Source organism: Nostoc sp. (genome assembly GCF_036916575.1).
Taxonomy (GTDB): domain Bacteria; phylum Cyanobacteriota; class Cyanobacteriia; order Cyanobacteriales; family Nostocaceae; genus Nostoc.
In genome coordinates this window covers 17,694-32,404 of sequence record NZ_JBALGC010000001.1, presented here as the reverse complement: position 1 = coordinate 32,404, position 14,711 = coordinate 17,694, and the positions used below count along the sequence as shown (strand labels likewise).

Here is a 14,711-nt window from a genome sequence, read left to right as displayed (position 1 = left end):
TAGCGTCGAAACCCCTTGTTTAGCGCGTCGGCTCCCTATGCGCTAAAGCGTCTCCTTTTGGGAGAAGACCGGACTGCCTCACCGCACGGTGGTGTCTCTTCAACGGAGGAAAATACGCACGTGACTCGCTCCTCTTGACCCTTGACTCTTGACTTTTCATTAACTAGTCAAATGTGTTTTATGATAGTCGGTTTACTGCTTCCTTCGTCAGATGGAAATTGGCTTCAAACCTCTCATAAGATATGTTAAGATAAAACTTGGCTACAAGAGGAGTTTGCCACTCACTAGACGCGAGGCAGCTTTCCGTGGTTTAGGCATCTCGTCCGCGCACAGTCGTAGGACTTGCCAATCGCCAGGCTAGCATTACTGCTTTATAGGCGTAGTCGCTTTCGTCGATTTCCCTGAGGGTAGCGACTTCTCACAACAAGCCCTTTGGGCGGCTTCCCGATGGGTAAATTAACAACGCACAGGCTGCGGTAATGTAAAATACCAATAGGCGAATTGTTAAAAAAGATTACAAGTGTCAAATGGACTCAAAGGCACTTCAATTTTCCCTGGGGAACAGATTGATAGGAATATCATAACATGACCTCTATTTTTATTATTAATAGGGTGATAGTTCCACGGACAGTTGCTGACAGTGAGAATTTGCCACTGTACTGTTTTCATGAGGATGTTGATAGCAAAAAAGCAAAGTTAGCGCCGGAATGTTTGACTACTGGAAAAAAAAATGAAGATTTTTTCAAAATATGGGTGACAAGCCAACAATTGCGATTTCTCACTTGGGGTGCGAGAAAAATCGAATTGACACAGAACATATGCTGGGAATGCTCGTGGAAGCAGGCTACGGTGTAGATACAAATGAAGAGTTAGCAGATTACGTTATTGTTAATACCTGTAGTTTTATTGAAGCAGCTAGACAAGAATCTGTCAGAACTTTAGTAGAACTGGCAGAGGCAAATAAAAAGATCGTAATCACTGGCTGTATGGCGCAACACTTCCAAGAACAACTTTTGGAGGAGTTACCCGAAGCAGTAGCTGTTGTAGGCACAGGCGATTATCACAAAATTGTAAATGTAATTGAGCGTGTAGAACAAGGCGAGCGGGTCAAACAGGTTAGTATTGAGCCAACCTACATTGCCGACGAAACTACACCGCGCTATCGCACTACAACTGAGGGGATAGCTTACCTACGGGTTGCGGAAGGATGTGATTATCGTTGTGCATTTTGTATAATTCCTCATCTTCGAGGGAACCAGCGATCGCGTACTATTGAATCTATAGTCGCCGAAGCGGAGCAATTAGTTAGTCAAGGGGTAAAGGAAATTATTTTAATTTCCCAAATCACCACTAACTACGGTCTAGATATTTACGGTCAGCCAAAATTAGCCGAGTTACTTCGCGCTTTGGGGAAAGTAGATATACCGTGGATCAGAATGCACTACGCTTATCCCACGGGACTAACCCCAGATGTGATCGTGGCGATCCAAGAAACACCCAACGTCTTGCCTTACCTGGATTTGCCCTTGCAGCATTCTCATCCAGAGATTCTCCGCGCCATGAACCGTCCTTGGCAAGGACGTGTAAATGATGGGATTATAGATCGCATCAAAACGGCGCTACCAACAGCCGTACTGCGGACAACATTTATTGTTGGTTTTCCAGGAGAAACAAGCGAGCATTTTGAGCATCTATTAGAGTTCGTCCAGCGGCATGAATTCGACCATGTTGGTGTCTTCACCTTTTCCTCTGAGGAAGGAACCCCAGCTTACAAGTTACCAAATCAGTTGCCCCAATTGGTGATGGACGAGCGCCGATACCAACTTATGGAACTCCAGCAACCGATTTCTCAAAAGAAAAATCAACAGGAAGTAGGCAAAATAGTTGATGTCCTGATTGAGCAAGAAAATCCTGAAAGTGGTGAATTAATCGGTCGTTCAGGTAGATTTTCCCCCGAGGTTGATGGTCTGGTGTATGTCAAAGGTCAGGCAAAGTTAGGAACCATCGTACCAACAGCGATTCACCACGCTGATACATATGACCTCTATGGTCAAGTAGTCAATAACTAAATTGTCATTTGTTTTTTGTCCTTTGTCCTTTGTTAAATGACCCTTACGGATTCGCCCTTATCCTGAGGTCAACGCTGCATTAATGGCAGTTTTCATGGGAGTTTCCTGAGACGCTCTCTACGAGACGCTACGCGAACGCGGACTCGTTGGCATAGCCTCTCCAAGAGTTGAGGCTCCGCTATCGCCCTTGGCTCACTAATAGCCAATAACCAATGACTAATGACTAATAATTAATGACTAATGACTAATCCAAAAATCCTTAGATAAAATTTAGGAGAATTAATGACTCTTTCGTTTCAAGAATTAGGCATTTCCCAAGAACGTGTCGAACAACTAGAAAAAATCGGTTTTACCGAACCAACTAACATTCAAGTGCAAGCAATTCCCCAATTGCTTGCCGGTCGTGATGTCGTAGGTCAATCTCAAACTGGAACAGGGAAAACAGCAGCATTTTCACTGCCCATTTTAGAGCGGCTAGATATTAATCAAAAAGCCGTACAAGCTATAGTTTTAACTCCAACTCGTGAATTAGCGATGCAAGTTCATGATGCGATCGCTCAGTTCATCGGCAATGAAGGATTGCGGGTGTTAGCAATCTACGGTGGTCAATCAATTGACCGTCAAATGTTACAACTCAAACGTGGTGTTCACATGGTAGTGGGCACCCCAGGACGGGTGATAGATTTGCTGGAGCGCGGCTGTTTAAAGCTCGATCAAGTAAAGTGGTTTGTGTTAGATGAAGCCGATGAAATGTTGAGCATGGGCTTTATCGACGATGTGGTGAAAATTCTTTCCCAAGCGCCTGTAGATCGCCAAACAGCTTTATTCTCAGCAACAATGCCACCATCGATTCGGATGTTGGTGAACAAGTTTTTGCGATCGCCTGCGACTGTCACCGTTGAGCAACCAAAAGCCGCTCCCAACAAGATAAATCAGGTAGCTTACCTGATCCCCCGCCACTGGACAAAAGCCAAAGCTTTACAGCCGATTCTGGAAATGGAAGATCCAGAAACAGCTTTAATCTTTGTCCGCACCAGACGCACAGCCGCAGAACTCACCAGTCAGTTGCAAGGGGCTGGTCACAGTGTCGATGAATACCACGGTGACTTGTCCCAACAAGCACGGGAACGTTTATTGAGCCGATTCCGTAATCGTCAAGTCCGCTGGGTGGTAGCAACTGATATTGCGGCACGAGGGTTAGATGTTGATCAACTCTCCCATGTGATCAACTACGACTTACCCGATAGCGTAGAAACTTACGTCCATCGCATTGGTCGTACTGGTCGTGCTGGTAAAGAAGGAACAGCAATTTCTTTAGTACAGCCATTTGAGCGGCGCAAGCAGCAAACATTTGAACGTCATAACCGCCAAACTTGGCAAGTGCTGACAATTCCCACAAAGGCACAGATTGAAGCGCGACACATCCTGAAATTGCAAGAACAGGTGCGAGAAGCTTTAACAGGTGAGCGTTTGGCTTCATTCTTACCGATTGTCAGCGAACTGATTGAAGAATACGATCCTCAGGCGATCGCCGCAGCTGCACTGCAAATTGCTTACGATCAAACTCGTCCCGCTTGGTTGAACTCAGACGTGGAAATTCCTCAAGAGGAAAGCCCCACTCCCAAACCCAGACTCGGCAAACGTCGTGAATCTTCCAGCGATCGCCCCCGTTCTGCATGGAAATCAGATAGTAGTACTGGGGAAGAAGAAAAAAATGCTTCTCCCAAGCCCAAACTGCGGACAAGCCGTCGTGATTCTTCTGTTTCACCTACTACCAATCAAAAGCTAGGTTCACCCACAGCTAGGGAATCAGCTTCTTAGTCAATAGTTAGAAGTTAATCAATTTTGGATTTTAGATTTTAGATTTTTTCTTCAATCCGAAATCCAAATCTAAAATGGGAGAGTTGAGAGTTAAGAGCGGAGCCGGAGACGCTCCGCCTCCGGTCAAGATTTTGACTTTGGCTCTTGACTTTTTGGCTTTTTGGGTAACTTTTTCTACCAGTTTGTAGAAAGATAAATTAAAGATGCATTCTTCGTGGTTTTATGTTCACTATCCCAGACTTAGAGCAACTACAAGCAGAGCATCCAGAATGGCAGATGGAGCTAGTAGACGGAAATATAGTTGTTATGGGCCCATCAGATTATGAGTCAGAGGAAATAAGTGCTGAGTTAGTTAGATTACTCGGCAACTGGGTGCGCCCACAGCGTCTAGGACGGGTAACTGGTTCTAGCGCGGGTTTCATTTTGCCTACACTAGAAACTGAAAACGGAAAAGAAGCTGATAACGAAAAACGAAATCTCCGCGCTCCTGATGTATCTTTTGTTCGGGCTGATAGACTAAAAACAAGTAAGCGCGACTTTGTGGAACTGGTGCCTGACTTGATGGTTGAGGTCAAATCTAAGTCAGACCGGATCAAACCACTGGTAGAAAAGATTCAGCTATTCTTACAACTTGGGTCTACGGTTGGTGTCTTGATTGATCCTGACAAATTAACGCTCACCGTTTATCGACTCAATCAAGAACCAATAGTTTTGCAGGATAACGACAAACTGACACTACCAGACTTATTACCAGGTTGGGAGGTAGTAGTGTCAGAAATTTGGCCTCCTGTGTTTGAGTAGTTCAAAAATACTACAGCCAAGGACGACTAACTTGTTCTAACTCTCCAATTTCATCGTCGCTCAATCTCCAGCCCAAAGCACCAGCATTCTGACGCACCTGTTCGGCTGTCTTCACCCCAGCAATGGGAATAACGTTCCCCTGAGCAATTAACCAGTTGAGAGCAACTTGGGCAGGGGTGCGATCATATTTTTCCCCGAAGTTGCGTAGCAAAGATATGACTGGGGCAATTTTTTGCAGACCTTCTTTTTTAAATCGCGGGTCTATTTTCCTCGGACCAGTGGGGGTTTCAGCACTATCAATACTGTACTTGCCTGTAAGTAATCCTTGTGCTAGAGGACTATAAGCCAAGATAGTCACACCCAAATCACGCGCAGTTGTGATAATACCTTTGCTTTCAATTTGGCGACTGAGTAAAGAATAGCGTACTTGGTTTACAGCCAAAGGAACTCCACGGGCTGCCAATATTTGATGCGCGTCTCGCATTTGCTCTGCTGAGTAATTACTCACACCAACTGCGGCAATTCTGCCTCGCTTCACTTCATCCGCTAGGGCATTCATCAAAGTTTCTTGGCTTAAAAAGAAGGCAAAAGGCCAATGCACTTGGTACAGGGCGATTCGTTCTAATTGTAAGCGTTTGAGGCTTTGAGTTAAAGCATCAGAGACGGATTGGGCTGTAAATCGCCACGGTAAGGGACCAAATTTTGTGGCGATTTGTATAGGTTGTTGTGTCTGTTGCAAAAATTGTCCCAAAAATTTCTCTGATAGTCCCATTCCGTAGACTTCGGCACTATCAAAGAAGGTAACACCAGCCTCTAAGGCTGCTGTAAAGGCTTCTTGTAACTGTTCTGGGCCATAGGCATTGCCATAATTCCAAAATAGTTTATCACCCCAAGCCCAAGTGCCTATGCATAAAGGTGTAACAGCCGGGCCATTTTGCCCCAACGTGATGGTTTCCACGGTTACAAAATTTAATTTATTTACATTTCTTTACTTTTATAGTGTATCGTTACAGACAAGATTGGGTGTGGAGAAGTTGATGTAGTCTTTACGGTGTGATCATCACCACTTTGCCGTAACTTTTGTTGTGTGTAGGCGTAGCCCGTCGTAGACATCGCGGCTTGCATAAAGATTTACAAATTACACCTGAGAATCTACTATTCTCAGAATTAAAGGAGGCTAATAACCTCCCTTTTCTAATAATTGAGTGTATTTACTTGTATTTATGAACTAGATGATTTATCCTGTTTGGCTTTTTTGATTAATTCCATATAGACATTAATCTCACTAATTTCTACATCATGCTCAACCCTGGTTACTTTCCATCTTTCCTTTTTTAGGTAGACTTCCTCTCCTACTCTGGGAGTAAATTGGAGATCATAGAACTTTTTTAGAAAATCTTTTTGATTTTCTTCCCATAATATTACTTTGACTGATTCTTTACTCATTGCTTATGCCTTTTTTTAACTAGATGAAGGTAAGTAGTTTGATGACATACATACGGCAAGTTTATCTTACTAATTCAATGCAATAGCGTAGTTAAAACCACATTTTCACATTGATGTTTTTATATGACTTGATTGCGTCTGATAAAGTTACAGCGCAATACCATAATTTCAGAACTTCTACCCAATTAATTGCCAGATACTAACGCCCGTCCTGTAGAATAACCTTGAATGGTTGATGCAGTATCTTCATAGCGCGATTGTCACCACTTCGCCGCAACTGGCTAGAAATCAAACATAAAACACATAGCCTGCAAGCATTACGCAAGCATTAGCTGCGTCAGAAGAGTTTATAGTAAGAGAAATTGACAGCTTGGAAGAAATGGCGAAGGGTCTTTGATGCTGTTGTTGGAAGTTCGCATTTACGGGTCGATCCTCCTATCCCCTGCCAAGATTCAGCATTATCTGTATTGATTTCAAGACCTGCTATTTTTGTCGCAGATGGCGCTGGAAGCGCAAGATTGTCTCATTTTGGCTCAAGTGCTGTAGTTAGATACTTAATCGTTTTACAGCATCTATAGAAGATATTAACCAATAAATATTAGATAAAGATACACAAGAAGACATAGAACTTGAAAAAAATATGCTAATCGTTTTCTCAAATATGCCATTGAAATCATTAAAGATTTGTCAGAGAATAAAAATATTCTTTTGATTTATTTAAATATGAATTGCTAATAATAATAATTGATGAAAATTAATTATTTTAGTTGAAAGTTTCTAATGGTTTTATAGTTATTTAAAAAGCAAATAATCTGGAATTGATTGGGTCTTGAGGTAAAGGTGATTTTGCAAATCAAACTACTTTTTTGACTGAAAATCTGACCGATAAGGATATTCACTATGGTTTTATTGATGTTCAGAATGTTACAGGAGTAGCTGTTTTTACAGATGGCACAGGTGAAAGGCTTGTCACTAACAATGGGTTACAAATAGCAGGATCTTTGAGTAAATTTTTTCAGGGTATCCCCAAAAGTATTGTGTACGTTATGCTGCCGCGTTTAGGGAGTTTTTGGAAAAAGTGTAGAGGGACTGGATTCCCCTGCTACCAAATTCCAACTCTGGCGAAGTCATCAGCATCTGCTTCTATCACCAAACCCAAAAATTGATACCCCTAACTTAGTGGGGGTTTTTTTTTGAATGTGGGTTTAAGTTTTATCGAACAGTTTATTGTTATTTAAAGAGAGACTATATTCCATAAACGATACGAAAAATAGCTATGGCAAGCGGTGAAGTATTTGATACCAAAACAAAATCCCTATCTGTGCCAAGGGTAAACCTACTGACCATGTTTCGGCTGGGTTTATTTCAAATGGGGTTGAGCATGATGTCCATTTTGACTCTGGGCGTACTCAACAGAGTCATGATTCAAGAAATAGCAATTCCGGCGACGCTGGTATCAGTAGTTCTAGCACTGCCTTTATTTGTTGCTCCTTCCCGTGTCTGGTTCGGCCAGATTTCCGATGCCAAGCCGTTATGGGGTTCCCACCGCACAGCTTATGTTTGGGTGGGTGCGGCAATATTTGCGATCACAGCATTTTTAGCTGTACAAGTGATGTGGCAGCTGAATCTTGCCGATACTAATACAGGTGGCTGGGTATGGACAACCCAAACAATCGGCTGGACAGCACTTTTGGCTTTAGTTTTCGCTGTATACGGTCTAGGAATTTCTGCTAGTAGTACTGCCTTCGCTGCTTTATTGGTGGATATATCTGAAGAAGATAACCGTTCCAAAGTAGTTGGTGTGGTCTGGTCGATGCTAATGGTGGGGATTATTGTTGGGGCAATTATCAGTGCCAGCTTGCTGAAACAGTTAACGCCAGAAACAACAGTAGAAACCTTACAAGCAGCAATCAACAGGTTGTTTACTATCGTTCCAGCAATTGTATTTGGTTTGGCGATCGCAGCGACGTTGGGCGTAGAAAAAAAGTACTCCCAATACTCAACTCGTTCCACACTGGTGAACCGGGAAGACAGCATTACTCTAGGCAATGCTTGGAAAATATTGACAGCTAGCCCACAAACAGGTATATTTTTCACCTTTTTATTGGTGATGACTATCAGTTTGTTTATGCAAGACCCGATTTTGGAACCTTATGCCGGTCAAGTGTTTAAAATGCCCCTAGCGGAAAGTACCAAATTAAATATTTTTTATGGAACGGGTCTACTGATTGCCTACGGGGTTACTGGCTTTTACATTGTCCCACGTTTGGGTAAGCGCAGAACTGCACGTCTAGGCTGTATGTTAGTAGCATTCTGTGCAATATTGCTAGGTATATCAGGATTTACAGCTAACGCAGCAGTTCTCAAACTAGGTTTGGTATTGTTCGGTTTAGCCACAGGTTTTTTAACAACGGCAGCAATTAGCTTGATGTTGGATCTCACAGCAGCAGAAGCCGCAGGTACGTTTATTGGGGCATGGGGGTTAGCGCAATCCCTCTCTAGAGGAATCGCGGTGGTAATCGGAGGTACAGTTTTGGATATTGGACGCAAGCTGCTACCAAGCCTAGAACTAGCTTATGGACTGGTATTCGTTCTAGAAGCCGTGGGAATGGTGCTGTCGATTTGGTTTCTGAATCGGGTGAACATTACAGAATTTCAAACAAGTACAAAGCTTGCGATCGCTTCGGTTTTAGAAAGCGATTTAGATTAAACTGTATAGGGCATGGGGCATGGGGCATGGGACAAATGACAAATGACAAATGACTAATAACCAATGAGTGATTTTTGGACAACAATTCTTGATTTTGCCCAAATTACCACTACTAGAGTGGGCAAGCAGCTTATGCAAGATTTTGGGCAAGTACAGGCTTCCCAGAAAGCTGATGGTAGTTTGGTGACGCAAGCAGATAAATGGGCAGATCAGGAAATTCGGGATGCGATCGCTTCTAATTTCTCTGGTTACGGCATTTTGAGCGAAGAGAGCGATCAGTTATTTCCCGGTACGGAGTGGTGTTGGGTAATTGACCCTCTGGACGGAACAACCAACTTCACACGGGGCATTCCCATCTGGACAATTTCTCTGGGTTTACTGTATCAAGGCATACCCATTTTTGGTTATGTTTACGCACCACCATTGAATCAAGCTTTTCATGGTTTTTGGGCAGGTTCATCTGGTTTAGCAACACCAACAGGAGCATTTCTCAACTATCACCCGATCTACACCAGTGTTGATAGTCCCAGCAATAATCACTTTTTTAACCTCTGTTCCCGTAGTACCGCAGTTATTCAAAACGGCTTTCCCTGCAAAATTCGGATGTTGGGTGTGGCTAGCTATAACTTTTTGACAGTTGCCACTGGGGCTACTCTAGGAGGTATTGAGGCGACACCCAAAGTTTGGGACTTAGCGGGGGCTTGGGTAATTGTCCAGGCTGCTGGCGGCGTCTGGTTATCGCTCAATTCAGAACCGTTTCCTTTATTACCAGGAGAAGATTATAGCGATCGCTCTTTTTCTACCCTTGTTGTCAGTCGTCCCGAATTGATTCCGGTATTTCAACCTTTTCTTGGAGGCGTAAAAATTTAATCTAAGCTGCCGCTTTGGTGCCTGGAAACAGTGATTTTGTCAACTAACCTTATTAGGCGGCGACATACCCGATATTAAACTTAACAAAACTCTAGTCAAACAAAGAATTGAGTATAAATAAAGCTGGTGATAATCCTGATTTTAGTGCAAGACCAGTGTAGTTACTAATTTAAGTAGTGTTGTAGCTTCGATTACACTGGTTAATTTAGTATAAATAATTTTATGTTGTCTAATCTAGATTTAATTCGAGAGTTTGTGCAAAACTCTATCCAGAAAAAAGATGTTTTGTTGTCAAATCCTATTTTGACAGCGCAAACAGTGTACAAAACTAACCAACTGACAGCAAAAGCCGAAGGTATGATTGCTAGCGTCCAACTATCTAACACACTATCTGAATTCTCGATTTCTCCAAAATCATCCCAGTGGGAATTGATAAATCAGGCATTAGCAGAATATAGTTATCTCCTCAAAGGAGAAGTAAATAGTCGGGGTTTCTATCAATATCAATATTGCGAAGTTCCCAAAGGCTATCGGATGCACTGTACTAAATCTGTGCTTCTATGGCGAGCTTGGTGGAAATATCGCAAGTATACTTTAAGACCAGGGATTCCGTTAGAACTTCTGATCAGGGCACGAGATTCATGGTATCCAATTAGAGATTTAATTATTAGCGATGGACTTCTTTATATCAAAACTTTAGGAAGCGAGATAGCACTTGACTCAGATGACCTGGTTACTTGGTTAAGCAAAATTGATGTAAGTTCCTAAAATTAAAGAAATATCTAAGTAAGTAGGCGTAAATAATTAAAAGTTTGTAGTAAAAGGACGTGAAGAAAAATGAAAGGACTTTGGCTCGAAAACAACCAGTTGCAATTACGCACAGACATTCCTATACCTGAACCGCCACCGGGAGAAGCGTTGGTACGCGTCTTGCGTGCTGGTATTTGTAATACTGACCTAGAACTACTTAGAGGTTATTATCCCTACACTGGTATTTTAGGTCATGAATTTGTCGGTGTCGTCGAACAAGGACCAGAACACCTAGTGAACCAGCGCGTAGTTGGAGAAATCAACGCTGTATGTGGGCATTGTCGGTTTTGTCGCAGCGGACAACCAACTCACTGCGAAAATCGCACAGTTTTGGGTATTGTCAACCGTCACGGAGCCTTTGGTGAATATCTCTGTTTGCCGATAGAGAACCTGCATCCCGTACCTGATAATGTACCAACAGAAGTAGCAACTTTTACTGAACCTTTAGCAGCAGCTTTGGAAATTCAGCAGCAAGTGCCATTGCATCCAAATGACCGAGTGCTAGTGGTTGGAGATGGTAAACTAGGGCAGTTAGTAGCCCAGACATTAGCCTTAACTGGCTGTGAACTCTTAGCTGTGGGGCGTCATCGAGACAAACTGGCTAACTTAGATGTACAAGGGATAAAAACGAGTCTAGCCGACACTGTTACAGATGGATATTTCGATATTTCAGTAGAATGTACTGGCAACCCAGAAGGATTTGCGATCGCCCGCCGCGCCCTACGTCCCCGTGGTACATTAGTGCTTAAAAGTACTTATGCTGGCAACCTCAGCCTTGATGCTTCTTCTTTAGTAGTAGATGAAATCACCCTCATCGGCTCTCGTTGTGGCCCCTTTGCTCCAGCCCTCCAGCTACTAGCCACAAGACAAGTTGACGTGCAACCCCTGATTCATGCCACTTACCCCCTGAGTGAAGGGCTTGCGGCTTTTGAACACGCTCAGAGTCGGGGTGTTTTGAAGATATTGTTAGAGATTGGTCAGTAGTTAGGAGTTAGGATAATTCATCCTTTCTTCATCTACCTTATTTTCCCCATTCCCTACTCCCCACTCCCCACTCCCTAATACAGATAAGGATTCGTTTTCGGTTGATAGTCAGAACAATTGATCGCTTCTTCTGTATTGGCAATAGATGGGCGTACAGTACATTTAAGACGGTAATTGTCGGTAAAAAATTGACAACCAGTACAGGGAATTTGATGCATTTGCTTGGCTGTAGTTACACTATCTCGCGCCGCTGCCCAGAGACTCAAAACAACGAGAATAATTACAGTCCAAGCAACCAGAAAGCAAATCGGGATTAAAAAAGGTTGAATCCCATGAATCAGGAAAGAGATCAGTTCTAACACAGTATTTCCTTATACAAATTAGGAGTTAGAAGTATATTAACTCCTAACCGAAGGCGGAGCGTCTTTGGCTTTGCTCCTAATTCCTAACTTCTGACTATAGAAAAGTATAAGTTAAACGCCAGCATGACCGAGCGCTAAACCAGTGACCAGCATTCCCAGAACAAGAAAGGGTTGAGCGCTGGCTTGGTACTTAACATCATTTTTCACGGGGTCGCGTAGGAAATACATATCCTGCAAGGTTATTTGCGGGATGATTAACAGTACTAATATTGCTGCATACAAATTCTCATGAATGCTGACGAGATAAGCTGCGATCAATCCTTGAAATACATCAATCGTCACTACACAAATCCAAGCCGCAGTGGTGATGCCAAAAATTACAGGTAGTGAATTTAATCCTAGCTGGCGATCGCCTTCCACACTCTTAAAGTCATTGACAATCGCAATACCCAATCCAGCTAAACTGTAGAACATTGTCAAAATCACAATTGTGGAATTGAGATCGCCAAACAAAGCGTGTCCTGTACACCAAGGTAAGGTGATATAGCTTGCACCCAAGGCGTAACTGCCTAGCCAGCCGTTTTGCTTGAGTTTTAAGGGAGGTGCAGAATAAATGTAGGCGATGAAAGAACCGATGATCGCGATCGCTGTAATTGTAGGGAATTCATGACCAGCCCACACATCCAGCACAAATGCCAAACTAATGCCAGCAATCAGTAATACCCAAATTTGAATAATTACCTGGGATAGGGAAATTGCCCCAGAAGGAATGGGGCGATAGGGTTCATTGATAGCATCGATTTCGCGATCGTAGTAATCATTGAGGATTTGGGTGTAACCTGTCATCAATGGCCCAGCTAGTAACATACAGGCTGCTACCTTCAACACATTTTCCAGTGTCCAAGTATAGTTACCAGAAGAAGCCGCACCACAGACTACACCCCAAATTAGGGGAATCCAGGTGATGGGCTTCATTAGCTGCAAACGAATTTTCCAAATTGAAGTTTCTCCAGGCGCTGCACCTTTCATCCCCAGCAGCTGCCTAGTTTTCGCACTGCGATCGGCAGATGCCTTCGCTTGCTCATTGGGATTGTTTACCACTGAGTCTAGTGCCTCAGATGGGTTGGGGTCTGGAATAATGGGAGTTGATTCGGACATAAGGCGTATTTTTTCAAAGTGAGAGGTTAGGAGCAAAGCCGGAGACGCTCCGCCTCCGGTTAGGAGTTATGAATTATTGTTTTATTCCTAACTCCTCACTCCTGTACAGACGCGATTAATCGCGTCTCTCCTAATTAACTTAAAACGAAATTATCAAATAATTATTCTGAAACTTTGCTCCAGCAACGGGTCTGCCACTCAAAGCAGGGGGTAGGGAAATATTTCGTCGCTGGTCTCCTGCTTCTATCGTGACTTCTGGTCCATATTGGGTGAGCTTGACCTGCTTTTTGTCAAATCCTGGCAAGAATAAGCGTACTTGACGATTGTGGATGTCTATTTCAATTGGTTTAGGAGCCTGTAACGCTTGTGCTTCAAAGTTGGGTAGGGCATCTATTAGGGGTTGCCAGTCACCTGTTGGCGAGTCGGGAACGACGCTCACTGTTAGGGGTATAAATTCCTCTGATAGGTTGACATTGGTCTGAGTAGACACAAGCAGAACACCACCGACAGTTAAACCGATTTGTTGAGCGCTACCCCAAAAATAACGGGCATTTGCTACCTCAATCGGATCTCCCGTAGTCACTAAGAAAGCAGCCAGACGTTTAGGGTCAGCAAGAGCGGCTCTCCCCTTTTCTAAGAAATCATTGACTTGGTTAGTGGGCCCTGCAAAGTTATCTGCTGTCCAATTGATATTGAAAAAGCTGCTAATCAGCGGTTGAATCAAGGGCGATTCAGTAATCGTTTTCCCCAAATCTGAGTTGACAAACAATTGCCGAAATCGCCGGACATACCAACTCAGAGATTCTGGTAAACCCAACATCCGCAACGTTAAAGAGTCATCCGTGCCATCATAGACGAGCGCATCATATTTGCCACTGGCATCATATTCGCGGATAGCATTCAGGGCCAGGGCGCTGTCCATCCCCGGTAGTACTACCAGTTCTTGACCAAAAACGTCTTTGAAGATGGGCGTGCGGAGGTATTGCGCCTCAAGTTTTTTCACTTCGTCCCAGTTGCGTTCTAGCAGTACAGATGCTTGAAACTGGACTGCTTGCAAATTGGGAGCGATTTCCTGGGGTTCGGAAGCAATGGGAGTACCCAGCAGAATTGGTAATGCTGGTTCCGGATGTCCTGCTAGAAGTACGCGCTTGCCTTGACTTGCCAATAATTTGGCGGCGGCGATCGCAATTTTGGTACGAGCGGTGCCGCCTTTGCCCAAAAATGTCAATATTAGAGCCATTACTTGATTCCTCTTTTCACCGCCGAGCTTTTCAACTCCAACTTAGCACTCAATAAAGAATCTCAGCCTGTGCTTTCAACTTCAGAGTCAAAGAAAAACCTGATCTGAGTTCTTCCTACTACACAGGTTTGATTTCATCTTCAAAAAACCAAGTGGAAGAATTGTCGTCAAACGCTACCACTACACCGATCCCACCATCGGTGACTTTGTAGCCTTGGATGATACCCACTTGTCCGAGTTTTTTTACAATTGGGGGGGAAACGCGATCGCGCAAACGAAAAACTTTAACCTTTTGTCCGATTTCCATGCCTGATTTCAAATAAACCAAGTCTCAGTGTAGCGGAATCCGTGACTCAACGGTCACTGATTCAGGGAGAGTTCACGAGTGCCTCGGCTTGAGGGGAGTAAGGGAAGATAAGGGAGAAAATTTCAAACTTTTA

14 protein-coding genes and 1 pseudogene are annotated in these 14,711 nt (G+C 43.5%); 9 read left to right on the top strand and 6 right to left on the bottom strand.

The features are described 5' to 3' along the window. The first annotated feature begins 749 nt into the window (after positions 1-749). The 3 genes from rimO (at position 750) to V7L29_RS00150 (ending at position 4,691) form a co-directional block, all read left to right on the top strand. On the top strand, positions 750-2,069 hold the full coding sequence (gene rimO, locus V7L29_RS00160) for a 30S ribosomal protein S12 methylthiotransferase RimO (RefSeq protein WP_334734127.1): 1,320 nt from the start codon (positions 750-752) through the stop codon (positions 2,067-2,069). A gap of 282 nt (positions 2,070-2,351) precedes the next feature. Next, a complete protein-coding gene (locus tag V7L29_RS00155) occupies positions 2,352-3,890 on the top strand; it encodes a DEAD/DEAH box helicase (protein WP_334688085.1) in 1,539 nt (512 codons plus the stop codon). Between the two features lie 222 nt (positions 3,891-4,112). After that, complete coding sequence (locus tag V7L29_RS00150; RefSeq protein WP_334734126.1) at positions 4,113-4,691, top strand: Uma2 family endonuclease; 579 nt, start codon at positions 4,113-4,115, stop codon at positions 4,689-4,691. Positions 4,692-4,701: 10 nt separating this feature from the next. Here the strand turns inward: V7L29_RS00150 and V7L29_RS00145 are convergent, their stop codons facing one another. Both V7L29_RS00145 and V7L29_RS00140 read right to left on the bottom strand, forming a co-directional pair. Beyond that, positions 4,702-5,649, bottom strand: a complete 948-nt coding sequence (locus V7L29_RS00145) for an aldo/keto reductase (protein ID WP_334688086.1) — start codon at positions 5,647-5,649, stop codon at positions 4,702-4,704. Positions 5,650-5,912: 263 nt separating this feature from the next. Then, positions 5,913-6,137: a hypothetical protein gene (locus V7L29_RS00140; protein WP_334688087.1), complete on the bottom strand. Its 225-nt coding sequence runs from the start codon at positions 6,135-6,137 to the stop codon at positions 5,913-5,915. Between the two features lie 362 nt (positions 6,138-6,499). On the opposite strand from V7L29_RS00140, the gene V7L29_RS35330 reads away from it, so the two are divergent. The 6 genes and pseudogenes from V7L29_RS35330 (at position 6,500) to V7L29_RS00115 (ending at position 11,511) form a co-directional block, all read left to right on the top strand. Beyond that, the gene (locus tag V7L29_RS35330; RefSeq protein ID WP_442944097.1) at positions 6,500-6,715 is read left to right on the top strand and encodes a protein phosphatase 2C domain-containing protein; all 216 of its coding nucleotides are present in this window, start codon (positions 6,500-6,502) and stop codon (positions 6,713-6,715) included. A 270-nt stretch (positions 6,716-6,985) separates the two neighbouring features. Further along, positions 6,986-7,303: pseudogene (locus V7L29_RS00135) on the top strand (hypothetical protein); the annotation flags it as partial. A gap of 110 nt (positions 7,304-7,413) precedes the next feature. Beyond that, complete coding sequence (locus V7L29_RS00130) at positions 7,414-8,847, top strand: BCD family MFS transporter (RefSeq protein WP_334734125.1); 1,434 nt, start codon at positions 7,414-7,416, stop codon at positions 8,845-8,847. Between the two features lie 63 nt (positions 8,848-8,910). Further along, a complete protein-coding gene (locus tag V7L29_RS00125) occupies positions 8,911-9,717 on the top strand; it encodes an inositol monophosphatase family protein (RefSeq protein ID WP_334688089.1) in 807 nt (268 codons plus the stop codon). A 222-nt stretch (positions 9,718-9,939) separates the two neighbouring features. Further along, positions 9,940-10,485 (top strand): hypothetical protein, encoded by a 546-nt coding sequence (locus tag V7L29_RS00120; RefSeq protein WP_334688090.1) that lies wholly within the window; start codon positions 9,940-9,942, stop codon positions 10,483-10,485. Between the two features lie 69 nt (positions 10,486-10,554). Further along, positions 10,555-11,511 (top strand): MDR/zinc-dependent alcohol dehydrogenase-like family protein, encoded by a 957-nt coding sequence (locus tag V7L29_RS00115; protein WP_334734124.1) that lies wholly within the window; start codon positions 10,555-10,557, stop codon positions 11,509-11,511. Positions 11,512-11,585: 74 nt separating this feature from the next. Here the strand turns inward: V7L29_RS00115 and V7L29_RS00110 are convergent, their stop codons facing one another. From V7L29_RS00110 to petP, 4 genes are all read right to left on the bottom strand, one after another. After that, on the bottom strand, positions 11,586-11,873 hold the full coding sequence (locus V7L29_RS00110) for a hypothetical protein (protein ID WP_334688092.1): 288 nt from the start codon (positions 11,871-11,873) through the stop codon (positions 11,586-11,588). 111 nt (positions 11,874-11,984) lie between these two features. Further along, complete coding sequence (chlG, locus tag V7L29_RS00105) at positions 11,985-13,031, bottom strand: chlorophyll synthase ChlG (RefSeq protein WP_334734123.1); 1,047 nt, start codon at positions 13,029-13,031, stop codon at positions 11,985-11,987. 139 nt (positions 13,032-13,170) lie between these two features. After that, positions 13,171-14,271: a Get3/ArsA fold putative tail anchor-mediating ATPase NosAFP gene (locus tag V7L29_RS00100; protein ID WP_334734122.1), complete on the bottom strand. Its 1,101-nt coding sequence runs from the start codon at positions 14,269-14,271 to the stop codon at positions 13,171-13,173. Between the two features lie 118 nt (positions 14,272-14,389). Further along, complete coding sequence (petP, locus tag V7L29_RS00095) at positions 14,390-14,578, bottom strand: cytochrome b6f subunit PetP (RefSeq protein WP_334688095.1); 189 nt, start codon at positions 14,576-14,578, stop codon at positions 14,390-14,392. Positions 14,579-14,711 lie beyond the last annotated feature (133 nt).